A 16,945-nucleotide genomic window follows, 5' to 3' on the forward strand; every position below is an offset into this window, starting at 1 on the left:
ACATTAGTTCCAGTACAGAAAAGGAATTGAGATGTCGACCACCTATACGCTGACCATCACTATGGACGATACCACTGTCAACGACCTTCTGACCTCCGGATATTACTTGTATGCCTATAAGGCGGTGCAGGCGGGCAATCCCAACGGCGGCGCGCCGCTGGTCTGGTTCCAGACGCAGACCTTCTCGGAAACCACGGTGATCACCTGGACCGAGAGCTACGAGGCCTATACCTCGACGACCACCACCCTCACCGACGGCACCGTCATCAACGCCAGCGCCAGCTATGCCATCAACCTGGGCCAGGAACTCCAGGTGAACTCCACCGCCGGCACCGGCACGGTCGTCAACACTTCCAACTCCAGCGTGATCTCGGTCCTCAACCAGACCAGCACCCAGTTCACCTGCGGCCTCTCGCAGTCGGTCCAGGGCTCGTCGGGCTCCCAGCTCTGCGCGCTGCCGCTCTACGGCAACAACCTGGACACCATCACCCCGGTCGAGCAGGTCATGGTGGTGTTCATGACCGAGGACGTGAACACGGGATCCGTCGTCTATCAGCTCTCTGGGCCCAGCCTGCTGGTCGACATGACCGGGATGACCGAGGCGACCATCAGCTACGACATCAACACCAACTGGTCGGGCAACACCGAAGGGTGGTGCACGCAGTACGCGGCGGGAACCGAAATCGCCCCGATCCTCGTCCAGCCCTCCTGACCGGGGGTTCCGGACGGCCGCGGATCGTATCCGCGGCCGTCCGGGGTGGCCGTCCGGGACGGCGGTGCGGGTCGGACTTCGGGAGAAGGGGGGCGGGTTGGCCAACTACAGCATCCAGATCACCACGGACCAGACCTCGCTGACCGACCTTGCGGCTTCGGGCTTCCGGCTGATGGTCTTCAAGGCGGTTTACACCACCATGGGCGGCGGCGCCCCGCTGGTCTGGTTCGAGACCACCGGCTACAGCCTGACGAACACGATCGGCTGGAGCACGTCGACCCAGGCCTACACGTCGCCGACCACGGACACGACCCTGGCGTCGGGCCAGACGGTCCTGGTCGGGACCGCATATCCGATCGCCGCGGGGCAGACGCTCCAGGTGACGTCGGCTTCCGGGACCGGGGCCGTGGTCAACAACACTTCCGGGACGAACATCTATATCGACAACACGACCTCAAGCGAGTTCTTCTGCGGCCTGTGCCAGCAGTTGGACTGGCAGGGCGTCGCGGGCAGCTGCGTCCCGACCTTCGCCCTGCCGCTCTATGGCGGGATCATCGACATGACCACCCCCGCCGAGGCGGTCCTGATCGCGTTCGATGCCGAGCCGCTGACGGCCGGCACGGCGACCTACCAGCTTCTCTCGCCCGCGCTGCTGGTCGATTTCTCGGAGGCGGACGGCACCGCCCTGGACGTCACCTATGCGATAGACACCAACTGGGCGGCCAATACCGGGGCGTGCTACACCCAGGTCGCCGCGGGCACCGACCTGGTGCCGCTGCTGTTCCTCGAGCCGGACGACTGACCCGGATGGCTGATGGGGCGGTTCAGCCGGGCCGGTCCGCCAGGGGCACGACGGGAATCAGGCGGGCCTGGAGGTCCGGCGCCGGCGGGCGTCCGGGCGGCTGCCCGACCGCCACCGCCATCAGGTGGTTTCCAGTCGGCCGGAAGGTCGCGAAGGACCAGCGGGCGGCGGCGTCGTCCAGGCCGGGTTCGAAGGCGATGCGGATGCGGGCGGGATCGGCCAGGTCGAGGGCGAAGCCGTCGAGCGGGATCGACAGGCCGAGGCCCCGCGCCTTGACGTAGGCTTCCTTCAGGGTCCAGTAGGTGAAGAAGCGGAGGCTCCGGCCGGCGGGCGGGAGGGATCGCAGGTCGGCCGCTTCCGCCGGGGCGAGGAAGCGGTCGGCGAGTTCCCTCACGTCGCCGGCGCGCTCCAGGTTCTCGACGTCGATGCCGATCTCGCAGCCGGCAGCGACGGCGCAGGCGACCAGCCCGTTCGTGTTGGACAGGTTGAACCGGAGGCCGGAGAGGTCCCGGCCGGGCAGGGCGGGGCCGGCGATCTCCGGCCGGCCGTGGGCGTTCGACCGGAACCGCCAGGCGGCCGGGGGAACGTCGGCATAGCGGGACAGCACGGTGCGGACCAGCGCGCGGGTCACGAGGTATTCGTGCCGCGCCCGGTCGTTCAGGTAGCGCCGGTAACGCTCCATCTCCTCCGGAGCCAGCAGGGAACGGTAGGCGTCGGAAAGGTCGGACACGGCCGGCGCATCGGACACCACGTAGTAGATGTCGGGGTTTCCCGAGGCTGACGCCATCGTTCCGCTTTCAGGTTGCTCTCGACTTCCGCAGGGCGCCGGACGGAAGCGGCGGCATCATGGCCGCCGGCGCGGGCCGGATCAACGGCCGGGAGTCGCGACGAGCGAGCGAGGCTTTCAGGCGGCGTGCGGCACGTCGGGGCCGCCGGACGGGCGAGTCGGGCGGCGGCGCATCGGGATGATCTCGGCCCCGCGCTCGGTCACGGCGTTGCGGCCGTAGCGCACCGCCTGGGCGATCTGCACGCGGGTGATCCCGATATCCGCGAGCTGCCCGTCGGTCATGGCGTGCAGGCGCTTTTCCGCGCGCGAGATCGGATCGATCCCGATCCAGCGGGCCACGGCCGCCGCCGCGGACGATAGAAACCCCCCGCGCGCTCGGCGGTCGCGGGGAAGAAAACGATCCAGTTCCACCAGGTTCATGTCCGGCTCCTTTGCTGGCCGGCACTGTGATCGGACGCGGTTTCCAAAGAGTTAGCGGCGGACGGCCGTGCCTGGGACAAATAAATGTCATCGATGCATCGCCTGCCCGCGACCTGCGGCGAATACCGCCGAAGCAGGGCTTCGCATCGATCGCGCTTGACCGCATCCCGCACGAAAAGTAGTAGAGAAGCTTCATCCATCCTATCCTAATGGGATGGGAAATTACTATTGTATGCAATCAATACTAGCGTAATCCATTAACCGCCTGCCCGGAAGCCCACGCTCGCCATGCCAGATATCGACAGCAGCGAAGCCGACCTGGACCTTCTCGATTTTCTCCTGGACGAAGACGGCGATCCGCCTCCGCGCCGGGCCGGGATGGAGGCCCGCCCGGCGGACGGAGGGCCGCGCCGGGCTCCGCTGTCGTTCCAGCAGCGCCGCATGTGGTACCTGCACCGGCTGGACGGCAACGCCGCCTACACGATCTGCCTGGCCTTCCGGCTGGACGGGCGGTTCGAGCCGGAGGCCTTCGAGGCGGCGGTCGGCGACGTGGTCGCCCGCCACGCGGTCCTGCGCACCCGCTACGAGGAGCGCGACGGCGAGGGCGAGCAGGTGGTCGAGCCGGCGGGGCCGGTCCCGGTGGACCTGCGCGACTGGCGGGACCGGGCGGAGGACCCCGGGGCCCTGGCGGCGGCGATCCGCGAGGAGAGCGCGCGCCCGTTCGACCTGGGCCGCGGTCCGCCGCTGCGGGCGTCGGCGATCCGGATCGCGGACTCGCGGACCGCGATCGTCCTGGCGATCCACCACATCGCCGCGGACGCCTGGTCGCTGGGCATCCTGTCGGGCGACCTGCTGTCGGCCTATCGGGCGCGGCTGGCCGGCGCCGCCCCGGCCTGGGCGCCGCTGCCGGTCTCCTACGCCGACTTCGCGGCATGGCAGCGGGACACCTACGGGCCGGAAAGCATCGCCGGCGACCTCGACTACTGGCGTGGGCGGCTGGCCGGGCTGCCGGTCCTGGACCTGCCGACCGACAGGCCGCGCCCGCGCCTCCAGGGCTTCAACGGCGCGCTGGTCCCCTTCACCATCCCGGCCGGGACGGCGGACCGGCTGCGCCGGCTGGCGTCGGCCGCCCGGACCACCCAGTTCACCGCCCTGATGACCGTCTTCCAGGTGCTGCTGGGGCGGCACTGCCGGCAGGACGACGTGCCGGTCGGCACCTCGCTGGCGAACCGGGAGCGGCTGGAGATCCAGGGGCTGGTCGGGTTCTTCGTCAACATGGTGGTGGTGCGCGGCGACCTTTCCGGGGATCCCGGGTTCCGGACGCTGCTGGAGCGGCAGCGTGGGCTGGTGCTGGAGGCGTTCGACCACGCGACCCTGCCGTTCGAGATGCTGGTGGAAGCGCTGGACCTGCCGCGCGACACCAGCAGGAACCCGCTGTTCCAGGTCGCCTTCACGCTGCTGGACGCGGCCCCGCCGCCGACCGCCGGCGGGGAGTTCGCGGTCGAGCCGCTGCTGACCCAGGAAGCCGCCCGCTTCGACCTGGAACTGTTCATCCGGGAGGAGGCGGGCGGCGGCCTGTCCGGGGTGTTCTCCTACAATACGGACCTGTTCGAGGCGGAGTCGGTCGCCCGGCTGGCGCGCCAGTTCGCGGCCCTGGCGGAGGGTGCCGCGGCGGCGCCGGACATGCCGGTGTCGCGCCTGCCGCTGATAGGGCCGGACGAGCGGGCGGCGCTGCTGACCGGGCCGAAGCGGCCGGCGGCGCCCTTCGCCGAGGGAGTCCACGACCGGTTCGTCCGCCACGCGCGGGAGCGGGCCGCGGCCACGGCGCTGAGGCTGAACGGCGAGCGGCAAACCTACGGGAGCCTGGAGCGGCGGTCCGCGGCGATCGCCGGGCGGCTGAAGTCGCTGGGGATCGGCGCCGGCGACCGCGTCGCCCTGTGGTTCGAGCCGTCGCTGGAGATGCCGGCGGCGATCCTGGGCGTGCTGCGGACGGGGGCCGCCTACGTGCCGCTCGACCCTCACTATCCCGCCGACCGGGTCGCCCACGCGCTGGAGGACAGCGGCGTCGCGGCCGTCCTGACGACGGAAGCGCTGGCGCCCCGGGTGCCGGCGGGAACCGCGGTGCCGGTGCTGTGCGTCGAGGAGTGCGGCGACGCCGATGCCGAGAGGTTCGTCCCGGTCGCGGTCGGGCCGGACGACCTGGCCTACGTGATCTACACCTCCGGCTCCACCGGCAGGCCCAAGGGCGTGCTGGTCACCCACGGCAACCTGACCCGGCTGTTCGACGCGACCGACGCGTGGTTCCGCTTCGGCGCGCGGGACGTCTGGACCCTGTTCCATTCCTACGCCTTCGACTTCTCGGTCTGGGAGATCTGGGGCGCGCTGGCCTATGGCGGCGCGCTGGTGATCGTCCCGCGCGAGGTGGCGCGGGCGGCCGACGCCTTCTACGACCTGCTGTGCCGCGAGAAGGTGACGGTGCTGAACCAGACGCCGTCGGCCTTCCGCCAGCTGATCCAGGCGGAGGAGGCGGACCCGCGCGAATCCGAGCTGGCGCTGCGCTTCGTGGTGTTCGGCGGCGAGGCGCTGGACCTCGCCAGCCTGGAGCCCTGGCTGGACCGCCACGGCGACGACGCGCCGCGGCTGGTCAACATGTACGGCATCACCGAGACGACCGTCCACGTCACTTACCGGCCGATCCGCTGGCGCGACGTCAAGCGCCGGCTGGGCAGCGTGATCGGCGAGCCGATCCCGGACCTGTTCATCCGCCTGCTCGACGGCAACGGCGAGCCGGTGCCGCCCGGCATGGTCGGGGAGATCTGGGTCGGCGGGGCCGGCGTGGCGCGAGGCTACCTGAACCGGCCGGAGCTGACGGCGGAACGCTTCGTCCTGGATCCCGCCGGCGGCGGGCTCCTGTACCGCAGCGGCGACCTGGCGCGGGTCACCCCGGCGGGCGACCTGGAATATCGCGGGCGCGCCGACGCCCAGGTGAAGCTGCGCGGGTTCCGGATCGAGCTGGGCGAGATCCACGCCGTGCTGTCCGACCATCCTGCGGTCGGCGACGTGGCGGTGGTGCCGCGCGGGGAGGGCGACGCCAAGCGGCTGGTCGCCTATGTCGTCCCGCGTCCCGGCGCGGACGGCGAGGCCGGGAGCGAGGCCGGGGACGACGAGGGCTGGCGCGCCACCTTCGACATGATCTACGGCGGGGATGGGGAAGTGCTGGACTTCGACATCTCCGGCTGGAACGACAGCTACACCAACGCGCCGATCCCCGCCGCGGAGATGCGCGCCTGGCTGGACGAGACGCTGGACCGGCTGCGGGCCCTGGCGCCGCGCCGGGTGCTGGAGATCGGCTGCGGCACCGGGATGATCCTGTTCGGGCTGGCGCCGTCGGTCGAGCAGTACCACGGGCTGGACTTCTCCGCCCCGGTGGTCGAGCGGCTGCGCAGGGCCGCGGCGGACCGGGGGCTGGACCATGTCGCGGTGGAGCGGCGGGAAGCCGCCGACCTGGACGGGCTGCCCGGCGGCTTCGATCTGGTCGTGATCAATTCGGTCGCGCAATATTTCCCGAGCCGCGCCTATTTCATGGCGGTGGTGGAGGGCGCGCTGGCCCGGCTGGCGCCCGGCGGGCGGCTGTTCCTGGGCGACCTGCGCAACCGCGTGCTGCTCCGGGCGTTCCATGCCGACATCGCCGCCGCGACCGGGGCGGGGCGGACCCGGCTGGAGCTGGCGCGCCGGCTGGCGCGGGCGGTCGAGCGCGAGAAGGAGATCCTGGTCGATCCCGCCTTCTTCGCGGCGCTGGCGCGGCGGCCCGACGTGGCCGGCGTGATCGCCATGCCGAAGGCCGCGGCGGGAGACAACGAGCTGACCCGCTTCCGGTACGACGCCGTCGTCACGGTCAAGGGCGGCGCCGGGACCGTTGCGACGGCGGAATATTCGCTTTGGGCCGACGGCGACACGGAGAGCCTGCTGGCCGGGCGGCTGGCGCGGGAAGGCTCCGGCTTCGGTATCTCCGGCGTCCCGAACCGGCGGCTGGCCCGGCCGCTGGAGGCGCTGGCCTGGATCGAGGCGGACGGGCCGCCGGACGCGGTGCTGGACGGGCCGCCCGTCGATCCGGCGGACGGCCTGGACGGGGCGGTGATCGCGCGGCTCGCCCGGGAGCACGGCTGGGAGGCGCTTCCGGGCTGGACCGCCGGGACGGAGGACGGGCGCCTGGACGTCTGGTTCCGCCGGCCGGGCGAGCCGATGCCCGCGGGATGCGCGCCGGCGCCGGCCGCCGCCGAGGCGCCGGCCGCCTATCTCAACGAGCCCGCGCCGCCGGACCGGCGCGGCACGCTGGGCCGCGCGCTGCGCCGCCACGCGGCGTCCCGCCTGCCGGAACACATGGTGCCCGGCGCCTTCGTCTTCCTGGACCGGCTGCCGCTCGGGCCGACCGGCAAGCTGGACGCCCGCGCCCTGCCGGAACCCGGGGAGGACGGGCCGGCGGTCGGGGCGGACGGCGATCCGCCGCGCACTCCGCTGGAGGCCGCCGTCGCGGAGACCTGGGCGGAGGTGCTGGGCGCCGCCCGCATCGGCATCCACGACAATTTCTTCGAGGCCGGCGGCCACTCGCTGCTGGCGACCCGGGTGATCGCCCGCATCCGCGCCCGGTTCGGCATCGACCTGCCGCTGCGCCTGCTGTTCGAGCGGCCGACGGTCGCCGAGTTCGCCGCCGAGCTGGCGGGGCGGCTGGGACCGGACGCCGCGCAGGGGGCCGCCGAGGGGACCATCCCGCCGGCGGACCGAACCGGCGTGCTGCCGCTCTCCTACGCCCAGCAGCGGCTGTGGTTCCTGGACCGGCTGATGCCCGGCACCGGGGTCTACAACGTGGCGCTGGGGCTGAAGCTGGACGGCGACCTGGACGAGGCGGCGCTGCGCCAGGCGCTGACCGGCCTGATCGCCCGGCACGAGACGCTGAGGACCCGCTTCCCCGTGGTGGACGGCCGGCCCTTCCAGGAAATCATGCCGCCCTTCGAGGCGCCCCTGGTCGTGCTGGAGGGGGTCGTGCTGGAGGGGGCCGTGCTGGACGGATCGGACTTCGCGCCTCCCGCCGGCCCGGATCCGGAAAGCCTGGGGCGGGCGCTGCGGCCGCTGGCGCTGGAGCCGATCGACCTGGACCGCGGGCCGCCGCTGCGGCTGACGCTGGTCCGGCTCGCCCCCGGCTCCGCCGTTCTGGTGGCGGTGCTCCACCATGCCGTCACGGACGGCTGGTCGATGGGCGTGCTGGCGCGGGAGGTGACGGAGCTTTACCGCGCCGCCGCCGAGGGCCGCGAGGCCGGCCTGCCGCCGCTCCCGGTCCAGTATGCCGACTTCGCCGCGTGGCAGCAGCGGATGTTGGCCGGCGACGCCCTGGAGCGGCTGGTCGGCCACTGGCGCGGGCGACTGGCCGGCGCGCCGGAGGTGCTGGAGCTTCCCGCCGACGCGCTGCGGACATCCGGAGCGGACCGCCCCGCCCGGTGCCACCGCTTCCGGATCGGCGCGGCGGAGACCGAGGCCCTGCGCGGGCTGGCGAGCCGCAGCGGCGCCACGCTGTTCATGGTGCTCTATGCCGGGTTCGCGCTGCTGCTGTCGCGCTGGAGCGGGCAGTCCGACGTGGTCGTGGGCACGCCGATCGCGAACCGCACGCGCGACGACCTGGCGGGGCTGATCGGCTGCTTCGTCAATACCCTGGCCCTGCGGCTGGACCTGTCGGGCAACCCCTCCGGGCTGGACCTGGTGGAGCGGGCGCGCCGGGTGACGCTGGACGCCTATGCCCACCAGGACGCGCCGTTCGAGCTGGTGGTGGACGCCCTGGGGCTGAAGCGCTCGATCAGCCGCACGCCGCTGTTCCAGGCCATGATGGTGCTTCAGAACGCGCCGGGCGGGCGGCTCGACCTGCCGGGGCTGACCGTCACGCCGCTGGCCGACGATGCCGGCGTCGCCCGCTTCGACGTGCTGCTGACCCTGGTCGAGGAGGGCGGCGGCATCGATGCCGTCCTGGAATGCGACGCCAACCGGTTCCATGCCGGAACGGTCGAGCGGCTGGCCCGGCACCTGACGCATCTGCTGGCGGAGCTGGCGGCCCGTCCCGAAGCCGCCGCGCTGCGGCTTCCCCTGGCCGACGCCGGGGCGGATGCCGAGGCGATCCGGGCTTGGCAGCGGGCCGGGCGGGCGCCCGCCGATCTTGTCGCCCCCGGAACGATCCCCCACGTCCTGGACGCCGACGGGACGCCGGTGCCGGTCGGCCTGCCGGGAACGCTCTGGCTGGAGCGGCCGAGGGAGGCGCCGATCCCGACCGGCATCACGGTGCGCTGGACCGGGGAAGGCGTGCTGGAGCGCCGGGACGAGGGGAGCGGGGCGCCGGAGCCCGAACCGGCGGCCGGCGTCCGCGACGGGTCGGATCCGCCGAGCGCCACCGAGACGGCGCTGCTCGACATCTGGTCCGCCGTGCTGGAGCGGCCGGTGACCTCCGTCCATGCCGGATTCTTCGAGCTTGGCGGGCACTCGTTCCTGGCGGTCCAGCTCATGGCCCGGGTCGAGGCGGCGTTCGGCTGCCGGCTGCCGCTGGCCAGCCTGTTCTCCGGCGGGACGGTCGCCCGGCAGGCGGCGCTGATCGACGCGCGGTCCGGCGGCGCCGACGAGGTGCTGGTGATGCTGCGGTCCGAGGCGGCGGCGTCGGGGGCCTGTCTGGGCACGATTCTGCTGCCCCACGAGGTCTCGGGCCATGTGCTCAGCTACGCGGCGCTCGCCGCCCATCTGCCGGAGGGCTGGCGGGTGGCGGCGCTCCAGGCGCGCGGGCTCGACAATACCCGGCCGCCGATCGGCGGGCTGCCGGAAATGGCGCGGACCTATGCCGACGCCGTGCTGGCCGCCGGCCTGCCCGGTCCCTTCGTGCCGGTCGGCTACTCGTTCGGCGCGGCGCTGGCCGGCGAGCTGGCGGCCGAACTGGCGGCGCGCGGCCGGGCGGTCGCCCGCGTCTGCGTGATCGACGCGCTGGCCAACCCGCAGGACTTCGCGGACGGCATCGTGCCGGGGGACGAGGCCGGGCGGCTGCTCCACATGGTCCGGGCGGTCGAGCACTCCATGGGGCTCGATCTCGGCCTCGATGCCGCGGTGCTGAAGCAGTTCGGCCAGGAGACCCGGATCGGCCTGGTGCACCGGCGGCTGGCCGCGACCGGGGCATTCGGCGGGGCGGTCACGCGCGACCAGGTCGCCGGGATGCTGGCGGTCTACGGCGCCAACCTGGACGCCCTGCGGGACTTCCGGCCCAGGCCGATCGGCCGGCCCGTGGACGTCTGGGTGACCGACGCGCTGGCGGCCCGTTCCGGGCTGGCGGCGGACCTCGGCTGGTCGGAGGTCGCGGCCGGGCCGGTCGCGGTCCATCGGATCGGCGGCGATCATCACTCCGTGATGCGGGAGCCGATCGTCGGGGAGCTGGCGGACGCGATCGGGCGGGTGCTCGACCCCGTGCCGGCCTGATGCGAGGGAGCCTGCATGAAAGTTCAAAAACCGGAAGACGGGGATTCCGATTGACCCGATCGCCGATGATCATCTACTGATGGTGGAGTTTATCATTACTTAATCGCGTAATCATCCCGTCATCACCGCCCCTTCGACCGCGTGCTTCTCCGACAGCCGAGACCGATGCCATGCCGCGCCCGCTTCGAATCGCCCAGGTAGGTTCAATCATCTTCCCGATCCCGCCGGCCCGCTTCGGCGGAACGGAACGGGCGGTCTCGTACCTGACCGAGGCGCTGGTCGCCGCCGGGCATGAGGTCACCCTGTTCGCCTGCGGCGACGCGGTCACCTCGGCCCGGCTGGTCGCGTCGCGGGCGACGGCGCTGAACGGCAGCCAAGTGACCAATCCGCTGCCCCACTTCGCCGCCCATTTCGCGCTGGTCCGCCGGCACCTGGAGGAGTTCGACGTCGTCCATTTCCACGAGGAGGGAATGCATTTCCCCTGCTTCATGGACATCGCCGACCGGACCGTGACCACCTTCCACATGCCGCTGGGCGGGCCGGACATGCGGATCCTGTACGATGCCGTCCCGGAAATGCCGCTGGTGTCGATCTCCGACCGCCAGCGCCTGCCGCTGCCGCAGGCGCGCTGGGCCGGGACCGTGCATCACGGCATTCCCGCCGATCTTTATCGCTTCAATCCCGGACCCGGGGGCTACCTCGCCTTCATCGGCCGCTTCTCGCCGACCAAGCAGCCGCACGAGGCGATCCGGATCGCGCTGGCCGCCGGGATGCCGATCAAGCTGGCCGGGACCCTGTACGACCAGGACCGCCCCTACTGGGACAAGCGGGTGAAGCCGTACCTGGACAATCCGCTGGTCGAGGTGGTCGGCGAACTGAACGACGCGGAGAAGGACGGCTTCCTGGGCAAGGCGCGCGCGCTGCTGTTCCCGATCGACTGGGAGGAGCCGTTCGGGCTGGTCATGATCGAGTCCATGGCGACCGGCACCCCGGTGGTGGCCTACCGCCGCGGCGCCGTGCCGGAGGTGGTCGAGGACGGGATCACCGGCTACGCGGTCACCAGCCTGGAGGCGGCGGTCGACGCGGTCGGCCGCGCCGCCGACCTGGACCGCGCCGCCGTCCGCCGCCGCTTCGAGGAACGCTTCACCGATACCCGCATGGCCGCGGACTATGTGGCGATCTACCGGCGCCTGCTGGCCGGAGGGGGCATTTGAGTCCCTCGAAGGTCGGGCCTCCGAACCCGGCACGTCACAGGACCACCGTGGGATGATCCGCTCCGCGGCGATCCGAGGGAGTGCCGGTGGCCCGAGCCGAACGCCTGCTTGACCTGATCCAGATCCTTCGGCGGCATCGAAGGCCGGTCAGCGGCCAAGCCCTGGCCGGTGAATTGGGTGTCAGCCTCCGCACGCTCTATCGGGATATCGCGGCCCTCCAGGCCCAGGGCGCCGTGATCGAGGGGGAGCCGGGCGTGGGCTATGTCCTGCGGCAGGGTTTCCTGTTGCCTCCCCTGATGTTCACGGAAGAGGAGGTCGAGGCGCTCGTCCTCGGCTCCCGCTGGGTGGCCGCCCGGGCCGACGCCCGGCTGGGTGCGGCAGCGCGGAACGCGCTGGCCAGGATCGCCGCCGTGCTGCCGCCGGATCTGGCGGAGAGCCTGGACACATCGGCCCTTCTGGTAGGTCCTGGAGAACCGGTCGCCGGGCGCGGAGGCGACCTCGTCGCCATTCGCGATGCGATCCGCAGCGAACGCAAGCTGGAGCTGGCGTACCACGATCAAACCGGGACGCCGAGCGAACGGACGGTCTGGCCGTTCGCGGTCGGATTCTTCGACCGGGCATACGTCATGGTCGCTTGGTGTGAGCTGCGGGGCGGCTTTCGTCATTTCCGCCTGGATCGCATCGTCTCGCTGACAGTTACCGGCTCCCGTTACCCGCGCCGGCGGCTCGTCCTTCTGAAGGAGTGGCGAGAAAGCGAGGGCATAGCTCGGCAATGACGGTCCCGACGGAATAGGGACCCGGCAACAGCGGGCGGCGCGCCCGGACCCGTCATGCTGACAGGATCTGTCACAAGGCAGGGGCAGGATGCATCCAGCCCGGCAGGATGCACCTGCCCGATCGGGCGAACAGGCCAGCGACCCACGAAGGACATGCCATGACCGATTTCAACTTCATTCTGCTGTATGTCAGGAGCCCGGCTGACAGCGCCGACTTCTATGCCGCCCTGCTGGGCAAACCGCCGGTGGAAGCCTCTCCCACCTTCGCGATGTTCGCGTTGGACAGCGGCGTCATGCTCGGTCTGTGGGCGCGCGACGGGGTGCAGCCGCCGGCGACCGCGCCGGGGGGCTGCGAGATCGCGATCAGCCACGACGACGTGGACGGGGTCCATGCCGAGTGGGCCGGGAACGGCGTCCCGATCATTCAGCCGCCGGTCGACATGGATTTCGGACGGACCTTCGTCGCCCTGGACCCGGACGGCCACCGGCTTCGAGTCTTCACCCCGAGGCGCTGAGAGGGCGGGGCGGGGTGGCGCCCCGCCACCCGTTACCGGCGCATACCAAGCGTCAGCACGAAGGTGCGGGGCACGTGGATGCCCTGGCCTTCGCGGTAGCGCTCGTGGAAGGCGACGAAGTCGCGCTTCAGCGCGGCCCGGCGGTCCTCGTCCAGGCTGGCGGCCAGGGCGCGGGTCGGGCCGTAGCCGGTGACGAAGGTGTTCCAGGCCGCCTCGCCGCCGGTTTCCACATAGTGGCTGGTCTCGACACGGATGGTCAGGTCGAAGGCGTCGCCCAGCAGTTGCCGAAGCCGCTCCGGGCGGCCCCAGTCGAAGGGCGACACGGCGGGCGGGGCCGCCATGTAGGGGCGCATGACGGCGAACATCTCGGCGATGGCGCCGTCGGGCGTCCAGGTCGCCAGCGCCAGCCGCCCGCCCGGCCGGCAGACGCGGGCGAGTTCCCCGGCCGCCGCCTCGGGACGGCCGACGAACATGACGCCGAAGGTCGAGACGACGGCGTCGAAGCCGGCGTCCGGCAGAGGCAGGGCCTCGGCGTCGCCCAGCCGGTAGTCGATCGCGAGCCCGTCCGACAGGCCGCGCGCCGCGTCCAGCAGGCCGGCGGCGATGTCGATCCCGGTGACATGGGCGCCGCGCCGCGCGCAGGCCCGGGCGGTGATGCCGGTGCCGGTCGCGACGTCGAGGATGCGCTCGCCCGGCCGGGGCGCCAGGGCCGCGACGGTCGTATCGATGCCGTCATAGACGCCTCGGATGATCTCCTCGTAGTCGCGCCCGCCCGAACTCCAGACGGAGGCGGCGCGCTCGTTGTGCGGCTGGATGGCGGGAAGGGGGTTGGTCTGCACGGTCATGTCATGCTCCTCGGTTCCGGGTTCAGGCGGCGAGGATCGCGCGCCGGCGTCAGCCCGCCGTCCGGCCGGCGTCAGCCAGGCGTCAGCCAGGCGTCAGGACGCGGTCTCTTTCGGAGGATGGCCCGATCGGGCGTAAGCGCCTCTGACAGCCGGAACCGGACCTGCTATGGTCCGGTGCTCGGGCAAGCTCCCCCTGGAGGGCGCGATGGACGGACCGACGCTCCGCTTGCTGGGCGGCTTCTCGCTGGCCGATGCGGGCGGGTGCGAGGTCGCCGTGCCGGGGCGGAAGACGCGGATGCTGCTCGCCTACCTGGCGATGAACGCGGCGCGTCCGGTGCCCCGGGAACGCCTCGCCGGCCTGCTGTGGCCGGACCGCGACGAGCGGAGCGCCCGCCACTGCCTGCGCCAGGGCCTGACGGAACTCCGCCGCCTCGGCGAGCGGGCGGGGGGAGACCTGATCCGGACCGGCGGCGACACGGTGGCCGCGGCGCTGCCGGAAGGGCGGGTGGACGTTCCCGCCGTCGAGCGGCTGGCCCGGGAGGGCACCCCCGACGCCCTGCGCGCCGCCGCCGGCCTGTGCGCCGGGCCGCTCCTGCCGGGGGAGGAGACCGGCTCGGACGATTTCGACATGTGGCTGTCCGGCGAGCGCGCGCGGGTCGCCCGGATCGCGGGCGGCGTCTTCGCCCGCCTGACCGCGCTGTGCGAGGAGCGGGGGGACCGGGACGGCGCGGCCTGGGCGGCCGAGCGCTGGCTGGTCCTGGATCCCGCCTGCGAGGAGGCGCACCGCAGCCTGATGCGGGACCATGCGCAGGCCGGGCGGCGTTCGGAGGCGATCCTGCAATACCACGCCTGCGCCGAGGCGGTGCGCCGCCGGCTCGACGCCGAGCCGGAGGAGCGGACCGTGGAGCTGCTGCGCGGCATCCGCGACGGCGCCTGGACCGTGCCGGCGGCTCCTCGGCCGGCGGTGTCCTCCGGGCCGGAGCCCCAGGGGCTTCCGGGCAAGCCGTCGCTGGCGGTCCTGCCCTTCGAGATGCTGGACGGACCGGCCGAAGGCGGGGGGATCGCCGACGGCCTCGCCCACGACATCCTGACGCGGCTGTCCCGGCTGCGGTCGATGTTCGTCATCGCCCACGGCTCGTCGTTCCGTTTCCGGGGAGTCGGGATCGATCCGCGCAGCCTGGGCGAGGCGCTCGGCGCCCGGTACCTGGTCACCGGCACGGTCCGCACCCACGGCGGCCGGCTGCGGCTGGCGGTGACGCTGGTGGACGCCGGGAGCGGGACCGTGCTGTGGAGCGAGGTGCTGGAAAGGCGGCTGGACGACCTGTTCGCGGTCCAGGACGAGCTGACCGCCAGGATCGCCGCCGTCCTGGAGACGGAGATCGAGGCGGCGGAGATCCGGCGGTCGCTGACATGGCCTTCCGAACGGCTGGACGCCTGGGGCGCCTATCACCGCGGGCTGTGGCACATGTTCCGGTTCACCCGCGGCGATAACGACACGGCGCGGGGCTTCTTCCGGCAGGCGCTGAGGCTGGATCCGCTGAGCGCGCGCGCCCATGCCGGCCTGTCCTTCACCCATTTCCAGGACGCCTTCCTGCACCGCCTGGGCGACTGGCGGCGCGAGGCCGACCACGCCTACCGCTTCGCCGAGCAGAGCGTCGCCCTGGACGAGCGGGACCCGACGACCCACTGGGTGCTGGGGCGCGCCCTGTGGCTCCTGAAGCGCCAGGACCCGGCGGTGGAGGAGCTGGAGGTGGCGGTCGATCTCAACCCGAACTTCGCCCTCGGTCACTACACCATCGCCTTCGTCCAATCGCAGGGCGGCGACGCCGCGGCGGCCCTGGAGGCCGCCGAGCTGGCGCAGCGGCTGAGCCCCCTGGATCCCCTGCTGTTCGCGATGCTGGGCGCGCGGGCCCTGGCCTGGATGAACCTGGGGGACTACGCCCAGGCGGCGGCGTGGGGCGAGCGGGCGGCGCGCCGGCCCAACGCCCATGTCCATATCCATGCCATCGCGGCCTTCTGCGACGCCCTGGCGGACCGGCGGGAGGAGGCGCGGGTGCATGCCCGGCGGATCAGGGCGGAGATGCCGTCGTACCGGTGCGGCGATTTCCTGACGGCGTTCCGCACGCTGAGGCCGCCGGTGGCCGAGCTGATCCGCCGGGTCGGGCCGGGCATCGGGATTCCGGGATAGAGAGCGGGCCATTCGGCGTCGAACACTTCGTGCCCTTGAAGTCAGGAGGGGACCTATCATATTGACAGGTAAGTCGCCTGTCATCATGATAGGTCCCGCGGGCTTGGCGTACAACAAGGCGGGATGATGACGGACTGGAGGTGGCAAGGCGACCTGGTCAATTTCCGGCTCACCGCCAAGCGCGCGGAGCAGGTGATCAGGGAGATTGCCCGCGACTCTGCCAATGTTATCCTGGGATATCATGCCGAGGAAAGGCAGCACGAACGCGATATTTTCGACGAGGATGTATTTCGCATTCTGAGGACCGGGATGGTTCTTGAAAGCCCGGTGCGAACGACAAGAGGTGAGTGGAAGTGCAAAGTGGTTAAAAGGCTGCGCGGGAATCGAGATGCCGGCGCTGTCACCATTATTCTTCTTGATGGAAAGTTATTCGTTAAGACTATAGAGTGGGAGGACTTGAAATGACCAAGCCGCATTTCGGGGTGCATGGCGAGGAAATCAAGAAGCCGTTCCATTACAAGGGATGTGGCCTGGATGGTATATACTTGATCAACGGGTATAAGATCCATGAGACTGAGTATGGGCAAGGTGTAAGCATCAAGAACTTGGATGGGCTGCTTGACGCAATCGCCGAGTACCTTGTGGAAGGGAAAAAGGTACTGGGTGGAAAGGAGATACGCTTCCTCAGGCTGCGTATGGATATCACGCAATCCGAGATGGGCAGGCTCTTGGGAATGAGCGCGCAGCAAGTTGCCAGATGGGAGAAGGACCAAAGCCAGATCCCCGGTCCGGCCGACCGACTGCTGCGAGTAATGTACAGACAGCATATCGGCAGGAGCTTTGATTTACGCGATCTCTTGAAGTGCCTTGATGAACAAGACGCACCCATGAACGACAAAGCGGTGTTCATCAATCCGGACGAGAACGGAGACGGCTGGAAACGGGCTGCCTAACTCTGGTTATGCGCACATCCTCAACATTGGCCGCCCTCCAGGGCGGCCAGATTTTCTTCAATGGAGATGATTTTGAGCCAAGACGTATGTTACATTCGTTTCTTGCCTTCGTTTGAGGGAACGGGATTTCATTGCTCGGTCTATAAGAACTCTCCGCCACATGACGCGGATGGATGGTCCGAAGATCTATACGGTAAGTTGTTTGGTGTTGCGATCGAGCCAGGAAAGACGTCCGCGTG

At 71.0% G+C, this 16,945-nt stretch carries 12 protein-coding genes; 9 read left to right on the plus strand and 3 right to left on the minus strand.

Annotation, left to right across the window (positions count from 1 at the left end):
• The first annotated feature begins 31 nt into the window (after window positions 1-31).
• Together IGS68_RS32220 and IGS68_RS32225 are read left to right on the plus strand one after the other, a co-directional pair.
• Window positions 32-712: a hypothetical protein gene (locus IGS68_RS32220; protein ID WP_201083427.1), complete on the plus strand. Its 681-nt coding sequence runs from the start codon at window positions 32-34 to the stop codon at window positions 710-712.
• A 97-nt stretch (window positions 713-809) separates the two neighbouring features.
• Entirely contained in the window at window positions 810-1,514 is a 705-nt protein-coding gene (locus IGS68_RS32225; protein ID WP_201083429.1) for a hypothetical protein, read from the plus strand.
• A 22-nt stretch (window positions 1,515-1,536) separates the two neighbouring features.
• Here the strand turns inward: IGS68_RS32225 and IGS68_RS32230 are convergent, their stop codons facing one another.
• Both IGS68_RS32230 and IGS68_RS32235 read right to left on the minus strand, forming a co-directional pair.
• Window positions 1,537-2,301: a 4'-phosphopantetheinyl transferase family protein gene (locus IGS68_RS32230; RefSeq protein ID WP_201083431.1), complete on the minus strand. Its 765-nt coding sequence runs from the start codon at window positions 2,299-2,301 to the stop codon at window positions 1,537-1,539.
• A 117-nt stretch (window positions 2,302-2,418) separates the two neighbouring features.
• Window positions 2,419-2,721, minus strand: coding sequence for a DUF1127 domain-containing protein (locus tag IGS68_RS32235; RefSeq protein WP_201083433.1), 303 nt, complete (start codon window positions 2,719-2,721; stop codon window positions 2,419-2,421).
• Window positions 2,722-3,009: 288 nt separating this feature from the next.
• Between IGS68_RS32235 and IGS68_RS32240 the strand changes: the two genes are divergently transcribed.
• From IGS68_RS32240 to IGS68_RS32255, 4 genes are all read left to right on the plus strand, one after another.
• Window positions 3,010-10,215 (plus strand): non-ribosomal peptide synthetase, encoded by a 7,206-nt coding sequence (locus IGS68_RS32240; RefSeq protein ID WP_201083435.1) that lies wholly within the window; start codon window positions 3,010-3,012, stop codon window positions 10,213-10,215.
• Window positions 10,216-10,385: 170 nt separating this feature from the next.
• Window positions 10,386-11,429, plus strand: coding sequence for a glycosyltransferase family 4 protein (locus tag IGS68_RS32245; RefSeq protein WP_201083437.1), 1,044 nt, complete (start codon window positions 10,386-10,388; stop codon window positions 11,427-11,429).
• An 86-nt stretch (window positions 11,430-11,515) separates the two neighbouring features.
• Window positions 11,516-12,205, plus strand: coding sequence for a helix-turn-helix transcriptional regulator (locus IGS68_RS32250; protein WP_201083439.1), 690 nt, complete (start codon window positions 11,516-11,518; stop codon window positions 12,203-12,205).
• 158 nt (window positions 12,206-12,363) lie between these two features.
• Window positions 12,364-12,720, plus strand: coding sequence for a VOC family protein (locus tag IGS68_RS32255; protein ID WP_201083442.1), 357 nt, complete (start codon window positions 12,364-12,366; stop codon window positions 12,718-12,720).
• Window positions 12,721-12,752: 32 nt separating this feature from the next.
• Here the strand turns inward: IGS68_RS32255 and IGS68_RS32260 are convergent, their stop codons facing one another.
• Window positions 12,753-13,565, minus strand: a complete 813-nt coding sequence (locus IGS68_RS32260; protein WP_201083443.1) for a class I SAM-dependent methyltransferase — start codon at window positions 13,563-13,565, stop codon at window positions 12,753-12,755.
• A gap of 205 nt (window positions 13,566-13,770) precedes the next feature.
• Between IGS68_RS32260 and IGS68_RS32265 the strand changes: the two genes are divergently transcribed.
• From IGS68_RS32265 to IGS68_RS32275, 3 genes are all read left to right on the plus strand, one after another.
• Window positions 13,771-15,753, plus strand: coding sequence for a BTAD domain-containing putative transcriptional regulator (locus IGS68_RS32265; RefSeq protein ID WP_201083444.1), 1,983 nt, complete (start codon window positions 13,771-13,773; stop codon window positions 15,751-15,753).
• Between the two features lie 123 nt (window positions 15,754-15,876).
• On the plus strand, window positions 15,877-16,218 hold the full coding sequence (locus IGS68_RS32270; RefSeq protein WP_201083445.1) for a DUF4258 domain-containing protein: 342 nt from the start codon (window positions 15,877-15,879) through the stop codon (window positions 16,216-16,218).
• Window positions 16,215-16,706 carry a helix-turn-helix domain-containing protein gene (locus IGS68_RS32275; RefSeq protein ID WP_201083446.1) on the plus strand — a complete coding sequence of 164 codons (492 nt, stop codon included), beginning with the start codon at window positions 16,215-16,217 and terminating at the stop codon, window positions 16,704-16,706. Before IGS68_RS32270 ends, IGS68_RS32275 begins: the two co-directional genes overlap by 4 nt.
• The last annotated feature ends 239 nt before the right edge of the window (window positions 16,707-16,945 follow it).

It is taken from the genome of Skermanella sp. TT6 (genome assembly GCF_016653635.2).
Lineage (GTDB): Bacteria > Pseudomonadota > Alphaproteobacteria > Azospirillales > Azospirillaceae > Skermanella > Skermanella cutis.

Excerpts from the sequence above, each read along its gene's own strand:
- IGS68_RS32245 (WP_201083437.1), top strand. The coding sequence starts at position 10,386 with ATGCCGCGCCCGCTTCGAATCGCCCAGGTAGGTTCAATCATCTTCCCG.
- IGS68_RS32265 (WP_201083444.1), top strand. The coding sequence starts at position 13,771 with ATGGACGGACCGACGCTCCGCTTGCTGGGCGGCTTCTCGCTGGCCGAT.
- IGS68_RS32260 (WP_201083443.1), bottom strand. The coding sequence starts at position 13,565 with ATGACCGTGCAGACCAACCCCCTTCCCGCCATCCAGCCGCACAACGAG.
- IGS68_RS32255 (WP_201083442.1), top strand. The coding sequence starts at position 12,364 with ATGACCGATTTCAACTTCATTCTGCTGTATGTCAGGAGCCCGGCTGAC.
- IGS68_RS32275 (WP_201083446.1), top strand. The coding sequence starts at position 16,215 with ATGACCAAGCCGCATTTCGGGGTGCATGGCGAGGAAATCAAGAAGCCG.
- IGS68_RS32240 (WP_201083435.1), top strand. The coding sequence starts at position 3,010 with ATGCCAGATATCGACAGCAGCGAAGCCGACCTGGACCTTCTCGATTTT.
- IGS68_RS32270 (WP_201083445.1), top strand. The coding sequence starts at position 15,877 with ATGATGACGGACTGGAGGTGGCAAGGCGACCTGGTCAATTTCCGGCTC.
- IGS68_RS32235 (WP_201083433.1), bottom strand. The coding sequence starts at position 2,721 with ATGAACCTGGTGGAACTGGATCGTTTTCTTCCCCGCGACCGCCGAGCG.
- IGS68_RS32220 (WP_201083427.1), top strand. The coding sequence starts at position 32 with ATGTCGACCACCTATACGCTGACCATCACTATGGACGATACCACTGTC.
- IGS68_RS32230 (WP_201083431.1), bottom strand. The coding sequence starts at position 2,301 with ATGGCGTCAGCCTCGGGAAACCCCGACATCTACTACGTGGTGTCCGAT.